Here is an 18,351-nt window from a genome sequence, read left to right on the forward strand (position 1 = left end):
AGTACTACGAGAAAAATGGCGAAGGAGCTTTGTCCGAATGTCGGTTGATGCAATTGATCGCGTCATCAAAAATGCCATTGACGTCATGGAGAACAGCAAGTACCAACTCTTTGAAATATGTGAGAGCGTTCGAGCAGAGCGCGATGCATTAAATAATGAATTGCAGCAAGTGATTGATGAGGCTACGAAAACGATTGATACCGTGGACCGTTTTGAGGTGGAGTACCGGCGGTCCCGGATTCGATTAACCGAGGTAAGCCGAGATTTCAAGCGCTTTAATGAGGAAGACATCCGATTGGCGTATGAGGCGGCTACACAGCTACAGGCGCAGCTGGCTATCTATCGTGAGAAGGAGCTGCACCTCAAGGCTCGGCGGGACGATCTTCAGAAGCGGCTCAAGAATGTGGACAAGCAGCTGGAACGCGCCGAAACGCTGGTGTCTCAGTTGAACGTGGTGCTGGAGTACCTATCGGGTGATTTGAACCAGGTAACGCGAGTCTTGGAATCGGCGAAAAATCGACAGCTCTTGGGTCTGAAGATTATTTTGGCACAAGAGGAAGAACGCAAGCGGATCGCTAGGGAAATTCATGACGGGCTGGCTCAGACTATGGCCAATGTGGTGCTTAGGACGGAAATTACGGAACGGATGCTGGCCAAGCAAGCCTATAACGCGGTGAAGGAGGAGCTTTCCGATCTGAAAGGGCAGGTTCGAGGCGGGATTGAAGAGGTTCGCAAAATCATTTTTAATCTTCGTCCTATGGCTCTGGATGATTTGGGACTTGTCCCTACCTTGCGTAAGTTTGTGCAGGACTACGAAGAAAAGACGAAGATCCGTACCAAGTTTGAAGTCATCGGTAAAGAGATGCGGCTGCCCTCGGGTATGGAAGTTGCAGTGTACCGGCTGGTGCAAGAAGCGTTCTCTAACGTCATGAAGCATGCCAATGCTTCGCACGTGGCGCTGGAGCTCACGTTCCAACAGCAAATGGTCAAAGCGACGATTACCGATAATGGGGGCGGCTTTATTGTAGATAATATTGACAAGAAAATCGGGCAAGGAAGCCATTATGGGCTGATGGGCATGCGCGAACGTGTTGAGTTGCTTGAGGGCCGAATGGAGCTTCAATCTACAGTAGGCGCCGGAACGAAACTGTCTATGGTCATCCCTGTTAAAGAATCCAAGGAGGAGTAAGTTATGGACATAATGAATAACACCAAACATCCCATCAAGCTGGTTCTGGCTGATGACCATCAGCTTTTTCGTGAAGGGGTCAAGCGGATTTTAAATATGGAAAGCGATCTCGAGGTCGTAGGTGAGTGCAGTGACGGCATTCAGGTGCTGGAGCTCTGTAATCAGCTGCATCCGGATATTGTCCTGATGGATATCAATATGCCGATTGAAAACGGTGTCGTTGCGACCGAGAAGCTGAAGGATATTTTTCCGGAAATTAAGGTCATTATCTTGTCGATTCACGATGATGAGAGCTACGTGTTTGAGACGCTTCGCAAAGGTGCAATGGGTTACCTGCTGAAGGACATGGAAGCGGAATCGCTTATCAATGCCATTCGATCGGTTGTGGCAGGACATGCCTACATTCACCCTAAGGTAACGGGCAAGCTCATCAATCAGCTTCGTCGAATGACTTACTTGGACGAGCAGGGCGTAGCAGGCAATGGTGCAGTGACCAAAGAAGCCGGCGTGAAATACGTACATATGGATAACAGCCCGCTTACGCGGCGGGAAGCGGAAGTGCTTCGACTGATGGCTGAAGGCAAGAGCAACAAGATGATCGGTGAATTCTTGTACATTAGCGAGAAAACCGTTAAAAATCATGTCAGCAGCATTCTTCAAAAAATGGAAGTGGATGATCGCACGCAAGCGGTCATTATTGCCATTAAAAATGGCTGGGTAACACTGTAATCTGATTTAAACACGAAAGCGGTGTAGGATAGGCTAAGCGATTTTGGCTGCACCGCAGGAACCAACTTACTCATAGCGGCATATACTGGTTTTAAGGGAGGGAGCCGCTATGATGTTAGGCTTGGTTTGGATTGTTGGCTGTTACGCCGCGGGGATCGCAATCCTACATATACTCCACTGGCATCGAAAGCAAAGAGGGGCAGAACGTACGGTTCACTACGTGCTCCATACACAAAATAATCAGCATCAGGTGGAATGGTATATTCGGTCGTTGCATTTTTTCTCTTGGGTCAAGGGAAGGACAATCCGTATAACGCTAATGGATGAAGGCTCGACAGATGAGACGCTGGCCATAGCGGAGAGGCTGAGCCTGGAGTACCATCTGGAAATCGTGACCGAACCCGAACAGCAAGCGGGACAATGGATGGCAGAGCACGAACAGGAACGAGTGATCGTGGTCCGGCTTAGTCAAAACGATGATTTAGAAACCGCTTTCAAATTTATGTGAGAAGGTTCATTTTGGTTCAGTAGCAGGTGATACATGAAAGCGTGGATATATGCGGTAATAGAACAACGGAACGGCTGTTCATGGCACGTTACACTGGATGTGCGGGCGGATCGGGACCACTGGTCCCATCTGTACGGCAGTACATTCAAGTTGCGTGTACTGGAGCCGTCTTTGTCGTTTGGACAAGCCTGCGAGCTAGTTCGCTATTTGAAACAGAAGCGGCTGCCGCCGGATGATAAGGTGTTAGATGGATTGGCCGCAGTAACTCGCGAATGGGGAAGCACGGAAGTCTCGGCAGTACAGTGGAAATGGTGGGACTGGAAGCCTCCAGCACAAATGGAGGTTAGTGAGTTAGCTGCCAGGGGAGTGCATAGTAACACGGAGCTTCGAACCCTGCTCGAGGGGCGGTCCTTATGGATGGACGAGCTTAAGTCGTTAATGCTTCACGAGGGCTTGAATGAGATGGCCGAGCATCCAAGTTACTTTCTTCAGCTTGCATGGCTGCAAGGGGACGTGGTGTTGGAGAGTGGAGTTCATGTGGTGAGGAGCGTCAGGAAGCTGCCTTTTTTCAAAAGCGGACAGTATGCAGCTGCAGCCGATGTGGAAACGAGGACATTCTGGATCGTCGTCGTCAGGATCAGAAGCGGGATGGAATCGCATGGACGGCTTGTCCAAGCTGCGGTGGTCCTTGTCCCTATTGCGAGGCCTGCTTGACCATGGGAAGATCGAGGTACTGCTCGCCTTTAATTAGCGGTGCAATAATGAGCATGGCTGCAAATCAGCAGCAAGGGCTGGAGGAGCAAACGGAGCAAGCAATAACAGATTTAAGCGCATATTTGACACCTTGGGGCCTAAGCGATGTGCAAGCGGCAGCGTCTGGTTCAGCATTGACATTTTTGAAAGCAAATGAATTCCTTTTTAGGGAAAAAGATGCGAATGGTTCGAAAAATCGCTTTCTCATCTGGGCTGTTACTGGAGCGGGAAAGACGGAAATGATTTTTCCAATGATTCAATATGTGCTCGAGAAAGGGGGACGTGCTGCAGTGGCAACCCCTCGCCGAGATGTTGTACTGGAGCTAAAACCCAGACTGGAGAAGGCGTTCCCAAGTGTCAAGGTGGTCACTTTGTACGGTGGAAGTGAGCAGCGCTGGGAGCGGGGTGAGCTGACGATCGCTACAACGCACCAACTGATGCGGTTCCGTCATGCTTTTGACCTGGTTGTCATTGATGAGATTGACGCCTTCCCTTACCATAACAACCCTATGCTTCAATATGCCGCAGAACAAGTGTGCAAGCCCGGTGGTGCCTATATCCTGCTATCCGCGACGCCGCCCGTCGAACTACAGCGGGATGTGAAGCGCAACCGATTGCCGCATGCGAGAGTGGCTGCGCGGTTTCATCGCCACCCCTTACCGGTTCCTAGGCTCCTAAGGGTGACATCCGTTCGACAAATGCTTCAGCAAGCGAAGCTGCACAGCAGGCTATTGGAGGCTTTGCGGCATTCGGAAGCACGCGGGGCCCAGATCTTTGTGTTTGTTCCTAATATATCGATGGTGGAGCCGATGATTGCCATGCTGAGACGAAGCTTTCCGGGAGTTGCAGTCGAGGGGACGTCGTCGAAGGACGAGAGGCGTGCGGAGAAGGTAGCTGATTTTAGATCAACCCAAACAAGAATGCTCGTTACAACGACAATTTTGGAGCGGGGAGTAACGATTCCCAAGTCTGACGTATTCATATTGGACACGGATGCCGCTTTATTCGATGCCGCAGCACTGGTGCAAATGGCCGGGAGGGCCGGACGGTCGCAGCAGGATCCGCGGGGACTGGTTTATTTTGCAGCACGGGAAAAAAACCGCTCACAAATGCACGCGATACGACAAATTAAGGAGATGAACGCACTAGCTCGAAAACGAGGACATATTGACGACTTAAAAAAGAAGTAGGAGGGTTTCATGATACGATTATCGATACGACGATGCTTGGATTGGATCGGGCTGCTGGAAAGCTTTTTGGCGCCCCGGAAGATGGGCTGTATTTCATGTGGAAGTCGGTATGACCGCACTAGACCGATTCCGGTTTGCCAGCCTTGCTGGGAGGCGATTCCTTGGATTTTAAAGGTAGCTTGCCGCTGCTGCGGGAGATACGAGTCTTGCACGGACTGTAGGCGGCGAGAGGTGACGCATTATTATCAAAATCGAAGTGCAGTGCAATATGACGAACGGATGAAGGCGTGGCTGGCGTTATACAAATACCGGGGTCAAGAGAAGCTGCGACAAGTGATGGGGCCGATGCTGCTTCATGCGTTCCATCTGCATAGACGGTTCCCGCAGGAAGCATTGGAGTGGACTCCTGCTTCAGAGTTCATATCTTACGTTCCCTTAAGCCAGGAGCGGCTGGCGGAAAGAGGCTTTAACCAAGCGAAGCAGCTGGCGGAAGAGCTAGGGAGGCTGGTAGAGCTGCTGGTGATCTCTATATTACAGCGGACGAGGCGCACCGATAAGCAGAGCTTTAAAGCAAGAGCTGCGCGGCTGGATGACTTGCAAGGTGTGTTCGCTGTGGATCCGGACGGACTTGCGGCCGTCACTTCTTTAAGCACCGGTGGAACCATCCGAATTTATATGATTGATGACGTGTATACAACAGGCAGTACTTTAAACGAGTGCGCAAGGACGCTTAAAAATCACCTTCAGGCAGAGGTTTATGGAATCAGCTGGGCACGATAGAGCGGCTAGACAGGCTTGAGAAGGATGTAAAATTTTATGTACAAAGTCCTAGTACTTACTATACACTAGAATCAAAGAATCGTTTTGCGAGGGGGTATATTATGAGTATCAATGTGGCAAACTGTGATCGTTGCGGAAAAGTATATTTGAAAAATATACACGGGATCTGCACCAATTGTATCAAGGACATCGAACTGCAGTACGAGAAATGTCTCAAGTTTTTACGAGAAGCCCGCAGCTGCTCGATCCAGGAGCTCAGCGATGCGACGGAAGTATCGGTTAAGCAAATTACGAAATTCATTCGAGAAGGCCGCATTTCCATTCGTAACAATCCCAACATGGCCTATGCCTGTGAAGCTTGCGGCGCCTCCATTCGGGAGAATATTCTTTGCGAGCCCTGCCGGTCCAAATTATCGAAGGAAGCCGGCTATCTGAATGAAATTGAAATGCGAAAGCAGGAGCGGCTGGATAAGGAAAATCAAGTATCGTTCAAAATTATCGATCGATTGCAGGATCGGAATAAGTAGCCCGGCTTAAAAATAAACTAAACTTTTCATCTGACCCCACCGATAAAAGAAGTAAAGCACATATCGGTGGGTTTTATTATGGGCAAAAACGAGGTGAGGGTTTATGAAAATTAACGGACCGAATTCACTGGGAGCAGTGAACAAGTATAAGCAAACCCTGGAGTCGCAGCGCTCCGTGGCATCAAGCAAGCAAGCGAAGAAACGCGATCAGGTCGAAATTTCAAGCGAAGCCAAGGAGCTTCTAGGCACGAATGCAGCAGGAACTTCTCCAGAGAAAATGGAGTCTTTGAAAAGCTCAGTCGCAGCCGGTACGTATAAAGTCGATGCTCGCACGTTAGCAGAGAAAATTTTCCCTTTTATTAAAGGGTAGGTCGGGGTGATAAGCGGTGTCCTTACAGGCTCTATTAGATACAATGACAGCATTGAACGAAGTGCATACCGCTTTGCTTGAGTTGGCCGAACAGAAGAAACAAGTGCTCATTCACAATAAAGTGGATGAACTAACGCAAATCGTGAATAAAGAGAATAAGCTGCTTAAACGCGTCGGAGAGCTGGACGCTGAGAGAGTGGAACGAACGGGGCAGTTTTTAATAGAGAAGGGCTATAAGCCTAACCCGAGAGTAACCATCAGCGACTTGGCGAAGATTCTGTTTGTTCCTGAAGAAAAGCGCACTCTGATGGATGCTCAGAAGCAGCTGCTGGGTACCGTCCGCAGGCTCCGGGAGATCAACACAGGGAATCAACAACTGTTAGAGCAGGCACTTGCTTTTGTAGATTATTCGTTGGATTTATTTGTCGGGCCTCCTGAGGACGAGGTGATCTATCAGAAGCCTCATCAGCACTCTTCCGGCGCCAAACGCCCTGGGCTTTTTGATGCGAGAGCCTAACGTCAATTTCAGAATCGAGGGATCATGATGGGATCAACATTCGGTAGTATAGAGATTGCCAAGCGAGCGTTATTTGCGCAGCAGACCGCTCTGGCGACGACTGGACATAACATTGCAAATGCGAATACACAGGGCTACAGCCGACAGATTGTGAATTTGACGGCCTCTCGCCCCCTGGAAGCGCCTGGCTTAATGCGCAGCAACACTCCGGGACAGCTTGGTCAAGGGGTCGAATTTGATTCCATCCAACGGGTGCGCGAGACGTTCCTGGATCATCAGTATTACAACGAGAACAAGGAATTAGGGAACTGGTCGGTTCGCCAAGACGTGCTTGATAAGCTGCAAGCGATCACAAATGAGCCTTCTGACACTGGGATTCGTCAGGTCATCGAGAACTTCTGGAACTCCTGGCAGGTGTTTAGTAAAGAGCCTGAGAATACGTCGGCTAGAGCGGCGCTGAAGGAAAGCGCTCTGGCCATGACTGATTCTTTTAACCATACCGCGACGCAGCTTTCTGATCTTAAGAATGATATTACCGAGAACGTACGGGTTAAAGTTAGCGAAGCGAATACGATTTTGACACAGACAGCGCGGCTGAACCAAGAGATTTTCCGGGTGGAAGGTCTGGGCAACGATGCGAATGACCTGCGTGACCAGCGGGATCTCCTCATGGACCAATTATCAAAGATCGCGAACATTACCGTTGAGAATACGTCCGGTGGCTACAATGTAAAGATGGGCAGCGTAACGCTCGTGCAGGGAATCAATGTGGTCACGAAGTTTGCAGAAACACCGGCTCCCGTGACGAATCCGGATGGGACGGTTACCACTCCTCCAGCGGCAGATGGACTAACGTTCGATGAAGCCTATAAAAACGGTGATTTACAAAGCGGCGAAGTGTTCGGGATGATCGAATCCCGTGACACCTATCTTGCCAGCTACCAGTTCCAAATGGATGCCATGGTCAAAGCGATTGCGCAGGGTCCGGTTAAAATTACATTGCCTGCAGGCTCGGTTTTACCGACCCAATTACCTGCTGGAACCGTAGTGGGTGGCAAAACTTATACGGGAACGGAAACGCTAACGGACTCCGATCGTGTACTGCAGCAGGATACGGAAGTTACGGTAATGGGTCTGAATGGTCTTCATGAGCTGGGTTACAGCTTAGAGAATCCACCTTCATCCGGCATTCCTTTCTTTACCTTAAAATCAGGAGCAAAGGAATTTTCGGCCGCCAGCATTACGTTGAATCCGGACATTGTGGCTAACGTATCCAAAATCGTAGCTTCTGCGCGTGTACAAACCGATGCAAACGGCAATATTTTGAAGGATAGCAGCGGCAATGAGACCTTGGTGAAGGGGAACAACGATATTGCGCTCCTGACTGCCGGGTTAAGAAACTCGCGGTTTGATTTTGACCCTAGCTCGGGCGGAGTTCCGATCTTGACGAATGGCACCTTCGATGAGTTTTTCCGCGCTGTCGTCGGACAGTTGGGTGTTCAAGCACAGGAAGCGGATCGGCAGGCTGCCAATCAGAAGGAGCTCGTGGATCAAGTCGATTCCCGCAGACAATCGGTTAGCGGCGTTTCAACGGATGAAGAGATGGCGAACATGATCAAGTTTCAGCATGCATACAATGCTGCTGCAAGAGCGATGACTACATACGATGAAATGCTGGATAAAGTAATCAACGGCATGGGCCAAGTGGGCCGATAGAACTGAGGTGAGATAGGCTATGAATAATCGCATTACGCAGAATATGATTAGCTCGCAGCTGTTAAGGAACTTAAACACCAACTTGAACCGAATGAGCACGTATCAAGATCAAATGGCCACATCTCGTAAGATCAATAAGCCTTCGGACGATCCCGTGGGATTGAGCTACGCGATGAGATACCGGTCGGATTTGACGGCCAATGATCAGTACCAGCAGAACGTGGATTCCGCCAACTCGTGGCTCGATTTTACGGATACCATGATGGGACAAGCCAATGATGTGCTTCAGCGGATTCGTGAGCTAACCGTACAAGCGGCTCAAGGAAGCAACCCGGATACAGCCATGCAGTCCATTAAATCTGAGTTGCTGCAGCTTACGGATCAGTTGGTTACGGTCGGTAATAGCCAATTTAATGGGAAGTATGTATTTAATGGTCAAATGACGGATGTGGCTCCGTATAATAAGCAGGTTACCCAAGTGCAGCCAAGCATTTCTGTGGGCGGTACAGTCGATGTCAGCACAGCTAATGTGACCAACGCAAATAATAAACTCAGCTTGCGGATAGATAACGGTCAGGAGCTGAACATTCAGCTTCCACCTACGGATTATTCGGTTAGCGGTGGTGCGGCGCAGTTTGCAACGGATTTGCAGAACGCAATTAACGCAGCAGCTTCCTCGTTATCTCCGGCTAGTTCTGCTTCCGTTACAGTAGGACCGGCGAATGAGCTGGTGATTACATCAAGCAACGGTGGACCGGGCGGCCGGATCGAGATTACGGGCGGCACGATGGCGTACCAGTGGCTAAGCAAATCCAGAGACATGTCCGATTTGGTTCAAACGCCTAATACGCAGGCTCCAACTACAGTAACGAAAATGAGCGCCCAATTCTCCAACTCGGACACCAAAGATATTAATTTCGAGATTGCTACGGGCATCAAGATGCCTGTGAATATTACTGGAGATAAAATCTTCGGAAAATCAACAGATAGCGATAATGTGTTCCGCGTGATGAACGAGCTCGTCAATTCGATTGATCGAAGTGATTACTCGGGTGTATCGGATTTGCTAGGGAAATTAGACTCGCGGATCAACAAAGGCTTGGAAGTACGAGCTGAGCTTGGGGCGAAGAGCAATCGAGTGCAATTATCCGCGGATCGTTTGAGTGATATTAGCACCAACCTGCAGGCGCTTCAATCCAAGACGGAAGACGCGGATATGGCGGAGCTGATCACCAACTTAAAGACAGCCGAGAACGTGTACAATGCTTCTCTCTCGGTAGGATCTAAAGTCATCTCACCAACGCTAGTTGATTTCCTCCGATAAGGGCTAGGTGATCTCTATGATTTCTGTGCCGCCGATTCAATTAAACATTCAGAATGCTCGAATAGGAATCGATTTTACGCGCGGAGAGATGAGCATTCGACAGCCGCAGCCGGATATTGAAATGACGACTACGCCGACCAAGATCGAGCTCAATTCCCCCAAGGGAGAGTTGAAAATTGATCAAGACGCGGCCTGGGATGCACTTGGAGTCAGCAGGCGTGAAACATTCAACGCTCGCATGGCTTCCGAGGGCAGACGAATTGCCATGGAGGCGATCGAGAGAATTGCTGAGAAGGGCAATCGATTGGCCCGAATTCAGGACCACGCGGATGTCATCGCGGATTTTGCCGCTGAGGATGCGTTCACAGGCAACGGAGTGAATTACCTGGGTGATCCGAGCTATAATAACGTAGACATTGACTATATTCCGCACAAAGTCGAGACCGAAGTTACGCCGGGTTCTGTGGATTATAGAGCAACGCCACATTACGCGGAAGTGAATTACCAGCCGGGTAAGGTATCATTTTACATGCAGCAGTATCCCAAGGTGGAGATGATTCCGCCGCAAATTGATTTGAAGGTGTAGCATACAGTAGGATAGAATTGGAACAGGGAGCTGTAGATGTCAATCTATAGCTTTTTATTTTATCTAGAAGAATGGGGTTGGGCTAAAACCATGGCAACGATTAATACCTCCCGCTTTGGAGAAGTACAAACAGAGCAAGGCGTGATTTCATTTCCTCAAGGTATCCCCGGGTTCGAGGATGAACATCAGTTTGTCATCTATCAACCGGACGCAGATTCACCTTTGTCTTATCTCCAGTCCATCCATAACGAAAATTTATCGTTTATTATTACGGATCCTTTCCTGTTTTATAAAGAGTATGAATTCGACCTATCGGCTGCGGATCAAGATGAATTAAACCTCGCTGACAATCCGCCCCTCTCGGTTTGGAGTATTATTACGGTCAGCGAGGACATCCAACAAGCCACCCTCAATCTGCTCGCTCCCATCATTATCAATATGAGAGAGAAGATCGGTAAGCAGGTCATTCTGCAAAATTCTCCGTACAAGACCAAGCATAAGCTGTTGGGCGAAGAACAATCGAAGTAAACACTATGGAGCGAACGAGGTGAGAACGTGTTAGTATTAGCCCGCAAAAAGGACGAGTCCATCATGATCGGAGATAATATAGAAGTAGTAGTATTAGGCATTGACGGCGATATGGTGCGGCTTGGAATCAAAGCTTCCAGGGACATCCAGGTATATCGAAAAGAGATTTATGCATCTATTAAACAAGCGAACCAAGAGGCTTCGACAAGCTCCATCAATATTCATGCGCTCAATGAACTATTAGGAAAGCCAAAAAATCAGTAATTGCAAAGTGATGCTGGTGAAATAGGTCGATTTATCGGTCCCGCTAGCGAAATTTTTTTAAAATTAATGGTTTTTGCTCTTCACAAATCGACACGTGGGTACGATATATAATTTAGACGCTATTTTATAGGGCGGCCGACCTACAGAATAGTTCATCCACAAGGAAGTGGAAGTCAACACATTTCAGGGAGGAAATTAAAATGAGAATTAACCACAACGTAACCGCTTTAAATACGTATCGTCAATTGTCCACCAACACAGCTAACCAAAGCAAATCCATCGAGAAATTGTCTTCCGGTCTTCGCATCAACCGCGCTGGCGACGATGCAGCGGGTCTTTCGATTTCCGAGAAAATGCGTGGTCAAATCCGCGGTTTGGATCAAGCATCCCGTAACGCTCAAGACGGTATCTCCTTGATTCAAACAGCTGAAGGTGCATTGAACGAAACTCACGATATTTTGCAGCGTATTCGCGAATTGGCTAACCAATCCGCAAACGGCACGAACACAGATACAGATCGTTCCGCGATCCAAGACGAAGTAAACCAATTGTCTTCCGAGATCAACCGTATCGGTAACACCACTGAGTTTAACACTCAGAAGCTGCTGAAAGGTGACGGCAAACAAAACTTGGCTAACACTGGTGTTGTAACTGCTGGTAAATTGACAAACGGTACTGACACAACTTACACCCAAGCAGTCAATGATGATTCTATTACAACTGCTGCTGCTAACGGTGATACCCTTGCATACACAATTAACGGTCAAACACTTACTGTGAATTTTGCAACAGATGCTACTTTGTCTGCAAACTCCTCTGCTTTCACAGCCGGATCGGTAGCTACTACTTCTGCGACTACAATGTCCGCAACTGTCGGAATCAACGGTACGAATACCGCTAATGGTGATGCTACCGCTGCAGCTACTGCATTGCAGGCAATGATTGATAACAACGCAACTTTAAAAGGTAACTATACAGTAACTCAATCTGCAGCTGGTGCAATTACTATTTCAGCTGTAGCGGGTGGAGCTTTCCAAGGTGGTTCGGGTAATATCTCTAATGGTACTGGAACTGGTACTATTGTTGTTGCAAACAATGCAGGTTCCACAGTTGCTGGTACAACAAACAATGGATTGCAAGCTAGCGCTACCATTGACTTTAGCGGGCTTGAAACTGGTACTGCTGCTACTTCGAATGCAAAAATCAATGCTCTTGTAGGTACTGGTGCGACCATTGCTGGACAACAAATCGAATTTTATGATTCGACAAAAGGCGCTTACACGGGTTCTGCACTTGGTGTAGATGTTAGTGGCGCGCTTGCTGAGGCAACTGACTCTAGCAAAGCGGATAAACTGGTTTCACAAATCGCTAACACAATCGGCAACAAAATTGACGGTGTAAAACTTTCCGTTAATACTGGTGCAGCAGATTCCTTGGACATCACAGCTACAACAGCCGGAACAGCTGGAAACAACATCGCAATCGCTGATGGCGGTGTTCAACAACAATTCAAAACAACGTTCCAAATCGGCGCAAACACTGGCCAATCCATGACTTTAAACTTGAACGATATGCGCTCCATGGCACTGGGAATTACTGCTAAGGCTGGTACTGCAGGTTTTGGTGCCGCTAATAACGTAACGGACGGAACAACTGACGTTCAACAAGAAGCAGCTCTTGATGTATCCACTAAAGACAATGCAGCAAAAGCTATCGCTGTCCTTGACAAAGCAATCAACACGGTTTCTTCCGAGCGTGGCAAGATGGGTGCGATCCAAAACCGTTTGGAGCACACAATCAACAACTTGAACACTTCTTCCGAGAACATGACGGCTGCAGAATCCCGTATTCGCGACGTAGACATGGCGAAGGAAATGATGAACCAATCCAAGTCCAGCATCTTGGCTCAAGCAGCTCAAGCAATGTTGGCACAAGCAAACCAACAGCCTCAAGGCGTACTGCAATTGCTCCGTGGCTAATACTGGCCCGATCGCAGGGGACTCTAGACTCTCTAGAGTCTCCTTTTTTTATCATCCGAGATGAGGTATATAGATGGAAAAATACATTGATGTGATGAAAAAAAACCTAGAGTTGGCCGGAAGCTGCGAAGAAGCGCTGGATCATATCAAAGTCAGATTAAGTGAAGGATTTTTTGAAGAAACGATAGGGTTGATGAATGACTTCATCAACGGTGTCTGCAAGATTGAGATGTCGATGAGTGATTTTCTCCCCCAATTGTCTTTAATTGAAATCGAAGTTAAGATGATGCAATTGCGTACGGCCATGGAGAAAGTCGTCTCGGCGTATGAGCAAGGAGAAGGCGGAAAGGCTCTGGAAGCCATCCAGTTTGATTTGCTCCCGTGCCATACAAGCTGGAGAGCGGAGATCGAGAAAACATTGAATCCTTATGTGTTGTCCTGAAACTTGGTGAGGAGTGAGCCGGATGGATATTGCAGCAGTTTCGATGGTGATGAGTCAGTCAAAGTTACAACAAGATGCCAGCTTATCGGTGATGAAGATTGCCATGGATTCGGCGAAGTCGAATGGAGCCGGTATGGTGGATTTGCTTAATCAAACGAATGCCATGCAGAACTCTGTTCAGCCGCATTTGGGAAGCCACATTGATTTAAGAGTATAGGAAACAAAATACTTAGCGAATAAATTCAATTGGAAAGCAAAGTATGTATTGGTCCACTACAAAGTGGGCCTTTTTTGCATTAAGATGCTTTTTAAACCCTAATCTTTTACTCACTACTTTCCGATATAGTAGGTAATGAGTCTGATTAGGGGGCGATCCAATTGGATATGAAACTCAATGTTTCTGGAGTTTCTTCTGAAGGGGTTAAAGAATTACATACGAATACCACAAAGTCTTCCACTGCTAGTGAAACTCCAGTATCGGAGAATATGACCTCGATTAAAGAAGTCAAAGAAGCCCAGCTAGAGGGAAAAAGCATTCCGGTAAGTGAAGAGCAAGTTGTCAAAGCAATTGAGCGGGCGATTAAGGCCATGGAAGGAACCTCGACCACGTTGGAGTTCTCGATCCATGAAAAAACGAAGCATATCATGGTAAAAGTTCTAAACAAAGAAAATGGCGAGGTCATTCGGGAAATCCCCAATGAGAAAACGCTGGATTTTCTTGCAAAACTATGGGAAACTGCTGGAATCATTATTGACAAGCGCAGATAAAAGAGGCAAATTCGCCATACTTTAGGAGGCTAGCGTAAAATGGCAATGAACTATGCAAATCAAAATAAATACTTAGAGACCTCCATCCAAACAGCAACACCTGCCCAATTATTGATTATGCTGTATGATGGTGCCATTCGGTTTTGCAGATCGGCGATTGAAGCCGTAAATCAAAAGAAATACGAGGAAGCACACAACTTTTTCGTGCGAACTCAAGATATTGTTATGGAATTTGCTATCACTCTGGATAAGAAGGCGCCTATGGCAGAACAATTATTATCGCTTTACGATTATTTCATTTTCCGACTTACTGAAGCGAATACTCAAAAAGTGGTTGAACCCGCACAAGAGGTGCTGGCGCATTTAATGGAACTGAAAGAAACCTGGATTCAGGCAGCCAGACAAACGTCGTCACAAGGTGCAGCCACGACGACATCCTACAGCCAAAGCAGATAACTATTGGAGCATTGCTACTAGAAGGACGGTGAATTGAAATGGTAACTAGAATAAATGGGATCTCCTCGGGTATGGATATTGACTCGATGGTTAAGCAACTGATGCAAGCACGCAGGGCCCCTCTCGATAAATTACAGCAAAAGAAACAAACCTTGCAATGGCAGCAGGATGCTTATCGGGATATGAATAGCAAGATTTTGGACTTAAAAAATGCTGCTTTTAACATGAAGCTGCAATCCACGTATTTGACGAAAAAAGCGAGTTCTTCGGATGAGTTAGAAGTCTCGGCTACGGGAACGGCTACCGCTACCAATGGAATTTATAAAATCAATGTATCCCAGTTGGCAGAGGGAGCGGCGCTGACTTCGTCGGGAACCGTAACAAAGCAGGGTGGAGGAGCGATTACGACTTCAAATACAATTGCTGACGTGTACAATACCGTAAATGATTCAAAGCTGACGATTGGCGGAGAGAAGGGTACGGTCACCATCGATGTTAAGAAGACGGCTACATTGGCGTCCTTTATGGCTAATGTAAATGCTAATTCTGGAGTGACGGGTGTCAGAGTAAGCTTTGATGACTCTATGAAGCGGTTCTTCTTTGTTTCGACTAATACAGGGGCCAACGCCAAAGTTGAATTGAACTCAACAGATGCTAATTTTTTATCCAATGTTTTGAAGGTGGGCGGCGGCAGTACCGTAACGGGGTCCGTTGCATTCCAAACAACTACTGGAACGGGTTCTCCATATACGGACTCGACCAAACTGATCAATGGCAGTTTGACCGCGGATCAAATCTTCAAGTTTAAATATGATGTGGATGGGGATGGGACGGCCGAAGAATACAACTTCACCATCACAAACACGACGACGATCGGTTCTTTAATTACACAAATTGATTCCTCCGATCTGGGTAAACTTGGCGGAGTTAATGCGCAACTAGATGCAGCCACAGGTAAACTAGTACTAACCTCTCCTGACAATACAAAGCATTTTGAATTTTCAGATGAGACGACAGACGGTAATGTTTTATCTTCACTTGGATTAGCTAGCGTGTCCGTTGATGCCCCTGCCAAGAGCATAGGAAAAAACGCTCAAATCAAGTATAACGATATCGATGCTGAGTTCTCCTCAAACACGTTCTCGGTGAATGGGGTTAATTTTACAGCGAAGAAAGCTTCAAAGGTTGACATAAACATCACGGTTTCTCAAGACACCGACGCAGCGTACAATTCCATCAAGACGTTCGTAGATAAGTACAATGAAGTGCTGGATGCGGTGAATAAGAAAACATCCGAAGATAAGTATAGAGACTATCAGCCGTTGACGGATGATCAGAGGAAATCGATGTCAGCAGATGACATTAAGCTCTGGGAAGATAAGGCGAAGAGTGGTTTGCTTCGAAATGACTCAATTTTGTCGGGTGCTGTTAATGAGTTCCGTTCAGACTGGTACTTGTCGGTGTCTGGTATTGCCAATGGCGACTTTAACCAATTAAGCGATATTGGTATATCAACGCTGAACTATCAGGAAAAAGGGAAGCTATATATTGACGATACCAAGCTTAAGGCAGCATTGTCCAACAATCCAGAAGAAGTCATGCGTTTGTTTACCAATGACGACAAAGATTCCAAGAGCTCGAGTGGAGACGGGGTTGGAGTTAGAATCTATGAAGCGGCAACACGCGTATTAGATAGCCTAAAGACGAAAGCAGGTAATTCATTAAGCTCTAGCACAACCTATGAAATTGGTAAGCAGATGACCCAAGTAGATAAAGATATTAGCACCTGGCAAACTCGCCTTACGGACATAGAGAATGCATACTATAAGCAATTCACAGCCATGGAAACCGCGATGAATCAATACAACTCGCAAAGTACGTATTTAACGGGGCTGCTGTCTAATGGTTCCCACTAGTATGGATGAATTAGTTCAGCTGCTAGAAGCATTGACGGATCAATTGATTAGCGAGATCGAGCATGTGGACTACCAGGCGATGGAGCGTTTCGTTGAACGGAGAGAGAGCATTATAGCCGGGATCCGGGCGGTGGAAGGTCAGCAGCCTATTCAAGACAAGCACAAGGAAAGCATCAAGCGAGTCATGCAGTACGACCCGATCATTACTCGGAAAATCGCCTTTTTCTGCAATGAAGCTCGGCTTAAAATGCAGGGAATACAGCAGGCCAATACGCAGAGAAACGTTTATGATGCGGCTTATGGGTCGGATAGTCTCTTTTTCGATAAGCGCAAGTGAATGTGCACAGGCACTAGCCTCCTGAGAAATCAGGAGGTTTTTTAATCCCCAGCCCCCCTGTGGACAATGTGTATAACTCTGTTGATAACTTTGCAGAAAATGTCGAAAAAGCTTGATATAACAGGCTTTTTTACTGTGAATACATTATTAAGAACATGTTAATACTGGAATTTTCTAAATATTTTGCTAACATCTTTGAGAGTAATTGACATGGGCAAGTTTGGGATGATATATTCGAAATGTGAGCTAAAACGCTTGCATTAAAGTTATTTGATAATGAAGGGAATGTTTTGAATGCAAGGTAAAGTGAAATGGTTTAACGCAGAAAAAGGTTACGGTTTCATCGAGCGCGAAGATGGCGGCGACGTATTCGTTCACTTCTCCGCGATCCAATCCGAAGGGTTCAAAACTTTGGAAGAAGGTCAATCCGTAGAATTCGATATCGTAGAGGGCGCACGCGGTCCTCAAGCAGCTAACGTAATCAAGTTGTAATCATCCGGCCGTTCGGCCGACCGATAGATGGTTAACGGTTTGAAGAGTAGCAGCGACGGCAGACAGCACCTTGGAGCAATCCGGGGTGTTGTTTTTGTTTTGATCTAAATTTGATAATTAGGCAGCGGCAGGGGCATCCTGTGTACTGGTTTATTAATATTTTGTGATAATTGTCAGAATATTTGTAAATTTGCGGTTAAAAAATAAAGGATTTTTGGCTGCCTATATGGAATATATATAGTGTAGGAACGAAAGGAGGAGTAGTACATGAAATTCAACATTCGCGGTGAAAACATCGAGGTAACTGAGGCTTTAAGGGACCATGTTGAGAAAAAGCTGAGCAGGCTGGAAAGGTACTTTGAAGCTCCCCCTACATCGGAAGTTAGCGTCACGTTAAGCGTAGTTAAAGGACTACAAACCATTGAGGTTACAATCCCACTCACAGGGTTTATGCTGAGAGCAGAGGAGAAGCACGCGGATCTATATGCTTCCGTTGATCTAGTAGTAGACAAGCTAGAGCGCCAAATCCGCAAAGCCAAAACGAAAGCCAACCGAAAAATTCGCCAAGAGGGCGGCATCAAGGATTTATTCCGTGTCGATCAAGGCGTGACATATGTCTTGGAGGACGAAGACGACTTCGAGCTGGTTCGAACGAAGCAGTTTACGCTGAAACCGATGGATATCGAGGAAGCGATTTTGCAAATGAATATGGTGGGTCATAGTTTCTTTGTTTTCGCCAATTCCGATACGTCGGAAGTTAATGTGGTATATAAGCGTAATGACGGCAAATATGGCTTAATCGAACCGGCCCGTTAAGCGTCGGAGCGTAGGTAAACAAGAGCTTGTCCGCAACTTTTTCGGTGGTTTCATCGTATCTCTTGCTGAGATGCGGTGTCCGCCGTCATGCGGACAGGCTCTTTTTAGTAGCTGAGGGAAATGCTGCGGTTTGTTGCGATGCGTGTCGCAAACTGCTACAATTT

The 18,351-nt window shown here is 47.1% G+C and carries 23 protein-coding genes; all 23 read left to right on the forward strand.

All coding sequences use genetic code 11. The annotated features are described in order from the left end of the window. Positions 1 to 37 precede the first annotated feature (37 nt). Positions 38 to 1,189 (forward strand): sensor histidine kinase, encoded by a 1,152-nt coding sequence (locus tag FPZ49_RS14100; RefSeq protein ID WP_144847707.1) that lies wholly within the window; start codon positions 38 to 40, stop codon positions 1,187 to 1,189. A gap of 3 nt (positions 1,190 to 1,192) precedes the next feature. After that, the gene (locus FPZ49_RS14105) at positions 1,193 to 1,918 is read left to right on the forward strand and encodes a response regulator (protein WP_144847709.1); all 726 of its coding nucleotides are present in this window, start codon (positions 1,193 to 1,195) and stop codon (positions 1,916 to 1,918) included. A gap of 109 nt (positions 1,919 to 2,027) precedes the next feature. Then, complete coding sequence (locus FPZ49_RS14110) at positions 2,028 to 2,426, forward strand: hypothetical protein (RefSeq protein WP_144847711.1); 399 nt, start codon at positions 2,028 to 2,030, stop codon at positions 2,424 to 2,426. A gap of 33 nt (positions 2,427 to 2,459) precedes the next feature. Further along, entirely contained in the window at positions 2,460 to 3,140 is a 681-nt protein-coding gene (locus tag FPZ49_RS36755; protein WP_261381403.1) for a hypothetical protein, read from the forward strand. Between the two features lie 53 nt (positions 3,141 to 3,193). Beyond that, positions 3,194 to 4,369: a helicase-related protein gene (locus tag FPZ49_RS36760; protein WP_261381404.1), complete on the forward strand. Its 1,176-nt coding sequence runs from the start codon at positions 3,194 to 3,196 to the stop codon at positions 4,367 to 4,369. Between the two features lie 9 nt (positions 4,370 to 4,378). Next, entirely contained in the window at positions 4,379 to 5,149 is a 771-nt protein-coding gene (locus FPZ49_RS14120) for a ComF family protein (protein ID WP_144847713.1), read from the forward strand. 101 nt (positions 5,150 to 5,250) lie between these two features. Further along, complete coding sequence (locus FPZ49_RS14125) at positions 5,251 to 5,676, forward strand: flagellar protein (RefSeq protein ID WP_144847715.1); 426 nt, start codon at positions 5,251 to 5,253, stop codon at positions 5,674 to 5,676. 103 nt (positions 5,677 to 5,779) lie between these two features. Further along, on the forward strand, positions 5,780 to 6,046 hold the full coding sequence (gene flgM / locus FPZ49_RS14130) for a flagellar biosynthesis anti-sigma factor FlgM (protein WP_144847717.1): 267 nt from the start codon (positions 5,780 to 5,782) through the stop codon (positions 6,044 to 6,046). Between the two features lie 16 nt (positions 6,047 to 6,062). After that, on the forward strand, positions 6,063 to 6,563 hold the full coding sequence (locus tag FPZ49_RS14135; RefSeq protein ID WP_144847719.1) for a flagellar protein FlgN: 501 nt from the start codon (positions 6,063 to 6,065) through the stop codon (positions 6,561 to 6,563). Positions 6,564 to 6,590: 27 nt separating this feature from the next. Next, on the forward strand, positions 6,591 to 8,279 hold the full coding sequence (flgK, locus tag FPZ49_RS14140; RefSeq protein ID WP_144847812.1) for a flagellar hook-associated protein FlgK: 1,689 nt from the start codon (positions 6,591 to 6,593) through the stop codon (positions 8,277 to 8,279). A 19-nt stretch (positions 8,280 to 8,298) separates the two neighbouring features. Continuing rightward, on the forward strand, positions 8,299 to 9,603 hold the full coding sequence (flgL, locus tag FPZ49_RS14145; protein ID WP_144847721.1) for a flagellar hook-associated protein FlgL: 1,305 nt from the start codon (positions 8,299 to 8,301) through the stop codon (positions 9,601 to 9,603). Positions 9,604 to 9,619: 16 nt separating this feature from the next. Beyond that, entirely contained in the window at positions 9,620 to 10,189 is a 570-nt protein-coding gene (locus FPZ49_RS14150) for a DUF6470 family protein (protein WP_144847723.1), read from the forward strand. A 36-nt stretch (positions 10,190 to 10,225) separates the two neighbouring features. Beyond that, positions 10,226 to 10,717 (forward strand): flagellar assembly protein FliW, encoded by a 492-nt coding sequence (gene fliW / locus FPZ49_RS14155; protein WP_144847725.1) that lies wholly within the window; start codon positions 10,226 to 10,228, stop codon positions 10,715 to 10,717. 27 nt (positions 10,718 to 10,744) lie between these two features. Beyond that, positions 10,745 to 10,981 (forward strand): carbon storage regulator CsrA, encoded by a 237-nt coding sequence (csrA, locus tag FPZ49_RS14160; RefSeq protein ID WP_144847727.1) that lies wholly within the window; start codon positions 10,745 to 10,747, stop codon positions 10,979 to 10,981. Positions 10,982 to 11,181: 200 nt separating this feature from the next. Further along, the gene (locus FPZ49_RS37270; protein WP_144847730.1) at positions 11,182 to 12,960 is read left to right on the forward strand and encodes a flagellin N-terminal helical domain-containing protein; all 1,779 of its coding nucleotides are present in this window, start codon (positions 11,182 to 11,184) and stop codon (positions 12,958 to 12,960) included. A 73-nt stretch (positions 12,961 to 13,033) separates the two neighbouring features. Continuing rightward, on the forward strand, positions 13,034 to 13,402 hold the full coding sequence (locus tag FPZ49_RS14170) for a hypothetical protein (protein ID WP_144847731.1): 369 nt from the start codon (positions 13,034 to 13,036) through the stop codon (positions 13,400 to 13,402). Between the two features lie 22 nt (positions 13,403 to 13,424). After that, positions 13,425 to 13,619 (forward strand): YjfB family protein, encoded by a 195-nt coding sequence (locus tag FPZ49_RS14175; protein WP_144847732.1) that lies wholly within the window; start codon positions 13,425 to 13,427, stop codon positions 13,617 to 13,619. Positions 13,620 to 13,786: 167 nt separating this feature from the next. After that, positions 13,787 to 14,170 carry a flagellar protein FlaG gene (locus FPZ49_RS14180; RefSeq protein ID WP_261381410.1) on the forward strand — a complete coding sequence of 128 codons (384 nt, stop codon included), beginning with the start codon at positions 13,787 to 13,789 and terminating at the stop codon, positions 14,168 to 14,170. Between the two features lie 39 nt (positions 14,171 to 14,209). Continuing rightward, positions 14,210 to 14,626 (forward strand): flagellar export chaperone FliS, encoded by a 417-nt coding sequence (gene fliS, locus FPZ49_RS14185; RefSeq protein WP_261381405.1) that lies wholly within the window; start codon positions 14,210 to 14,212, stop codon positions 14,624 to 14,626. Between the two features lie 71 nt (positions 14,627 to 14,697). Further along, positions 14,698 to 16,542 (forward strand): flagellar filament capping protein FliD, encoded by a 1,845-nt coding sequence (gene fliD, locus FPZ49_RS14190; RefSeq protein ID WP_261381406.1) that lies wholly within the window; start codon positions 14,698 to 14,700, stop codon positions 16,540 to 16,542. Beyond that, positions 16,529 to 16,879, forward strand: coding sequence for a hypothetical protein (locus tag FPZ49_RS14195; RefSeq protein ID WP_144847734.1), 351 nt, complete (start codon positions 16,529 to 16,531; stop codon positions 16,877 to 16,879). The genes fliD and FPZ49_RS14195 overlap by 14 nt, the downstream gene beginning before the upstream one ends. A gap of 294 nt (positions 16,880 to 17,173) precedes the next feature. Further along, the gene (locus FPZ49_RS14200; protein WP_144847735.1) at positions 17,174 to 17,371 is read left to right on the forward strand and encodes a cold shock domain-containing protein; all 198 of its coding nucleotides are present in this window, start codon (positions 17,174 to 17,176) and stop codon (positions 17,369 to 17,371) included. Positions 17,372 to 17,638: 267 nt separating this feature from the next. After that, positions 17,639 to 18,187 (forward strand): ribosome hibernation-promoting factor, HPF/YfiA family, encoded by a 549-nt coding sequence (hpf, locus tag FPZ49_RS14205; protein WP_144847736.1) that lies wholly within the window; start codon positions 17,639 to 17,641, stop codon positions 18,185 to 18,187. Positions 18,188 to 18,351: the final 164 nt, after the last annotated feature.

This window comes from Paenibacillus cremeus, from assembly GCF_007786445.1.
GTDB classification, from domain to species: Bacteria; Bacillota; Bacilli; order Paenibacillales; family NBRC-103111; genus Paenibacillus_G; species Paenibacillus_G cremeus.

Excerpts from the sequence above, each read along its gene's own strand:
- FPZ49_RS14100 (WP_144847707.1), top strand. The coding sequence starts at position 38 with ATGTCGGTTGATGCAATTGATCGCGTCATCAAAAATGCCATTGACGTC.
- FPZ49_RS14105 (WP_144847709.1), top strand. The coding sequence starts at position 1,193 with ATGGACATAATGAATAACACCAAACATCCCATCAAGCTGGTTCTGGCT.
- FPZ49_RS14110 (WP_144847711.1), top strand. The coding sequence starts at position 2,028 with ATGATGTTAGGCTTGGTTTGGATTGTTGGCTGTTACGCCGCGGGGATC.
- FPZ49_RS36755 (WP_261381403.1), top strand. The coding sequence starts at position 2,460 with ATGAAAGCGTGGATATATGCGGTAATAGAACAACGGAACGGCTGTTCA.
- FPZ49_RS36760 (WP_261381404.1), top strand. The coding sequence starts at position 3,194 with ATGGCTGCAAATCAGCAGCAAGGGCTGGAGGAGCAAACGGAGCAAGCA.
- FPZ49_RS14120 (WP_144847713.1), top strand. The coding sequence starts at position 4,379 with ATGATACGATTATCGATACGACGATGCTTGGATTGGATCGGGCTGCTG.
- FPZ49_RS14125 (WP_144847715.1), top strand. The coding sequence starts at position 5,251 with ATGAGTATCAATGTGGCAAACTGTGATCGTTGCGGAAAAGTATATTTG.
- flgM (WP_144847717.1), top strand. The coding sequence starts at position 5,780 with ATGAAAATTAACGGACCGAATTCACTGGGAGCAGTGAACAAGTATAAG.
- flgK (WP_144847812.1), top strand. The coding sequence starts at position 6,591 with ATGGGATCAACATTCGGTAGTATAGAGATTGCCAAGCGAGCGTTATTT.
- flgL (WP_144847721.1), top strand. The coding sequence starts at position 8,299 with ATGAATAATCGCATTACGCAGAATATGATTAGCTCGCAGCTGTTAAGG.
- FPZ49_RS14150 (WP_144847723.1), top strand. The coding sequence starts at position 9,620 with ATGATTTCTGTGCCGCCGATTCAATTAAACATTCAGAATGCTCGAATA.
- fliW (WP_144847725.1), top strand. The coding sequence starts at position 10,226 with ATGTCAATCTATAGCTTTTTATTTTATCTAGAAGAATGGGGTTGGGCT.
- FPZ49_RS37270 (WP_144847730.1), top strand. The coding sequence starts at position 11,182 with ATGAGAATTAACCACAACGTAACCGCTTTAAATACGTATCGTCAATTG.
- FPZ49_RS14170 (WP_144847731.1), top strand. The coding sequence starts at position 13,034 with ATGGAAAAATACATTGATGTGATGAAAAAAAACCTAGAGTTGGCCGGA.
- FPZ49_RS14175 (WP_144847732.1), top strand. The coding sequence starts at position 13,425 with ATGGATATTGCAGCAGTTTCGATGGTGATGAGTCAGTCAAAGTTACAA.
- FPZ49_RS14180 (WP_261381410.1), top strand. The coding sequence starts at position 13,787 with ATGAAACTCAATGTTTCTGGAGTTTCTTCTGAAGGGGTTAAAGAATTA.
- fliS (WP_261381405.1), top strand. The coding sequence starts at position 14,210 with ATGGCAATGAACTATGCAAATCAAAATAAATACTTAGAGACCTCCATC.
- fliD (WP_261381406.1), top strand. The coding sequence starts at position 14,698 with ATGGATATTGACTCGATGGTTAAGCAACTGATGCAAGCACGCAGGGCC.
- FPZ49_RS14195 (WP_144847734.1), top strand. The coding sequence starts at position 16,529 with ATGGTTCCCACTAGTATGGATGAATTAGTTCAGCTGCTAGAAGCATTG.
- FPZ49_RS14200 (WP_144847735.1), top strand. The coding sequence starts at position 17,174 with ATGCAAGGTAAAGTGAAATGGTTTAACGCAGAAAAAGGTTACGGTTTC.
- hpf (WP_144847736.1), top strand. The coding sequence starts at position 17,639 with ATGAAATTCAACATTCGCGGTGAAAACATCGAGGTAACTGAGGCTTTA.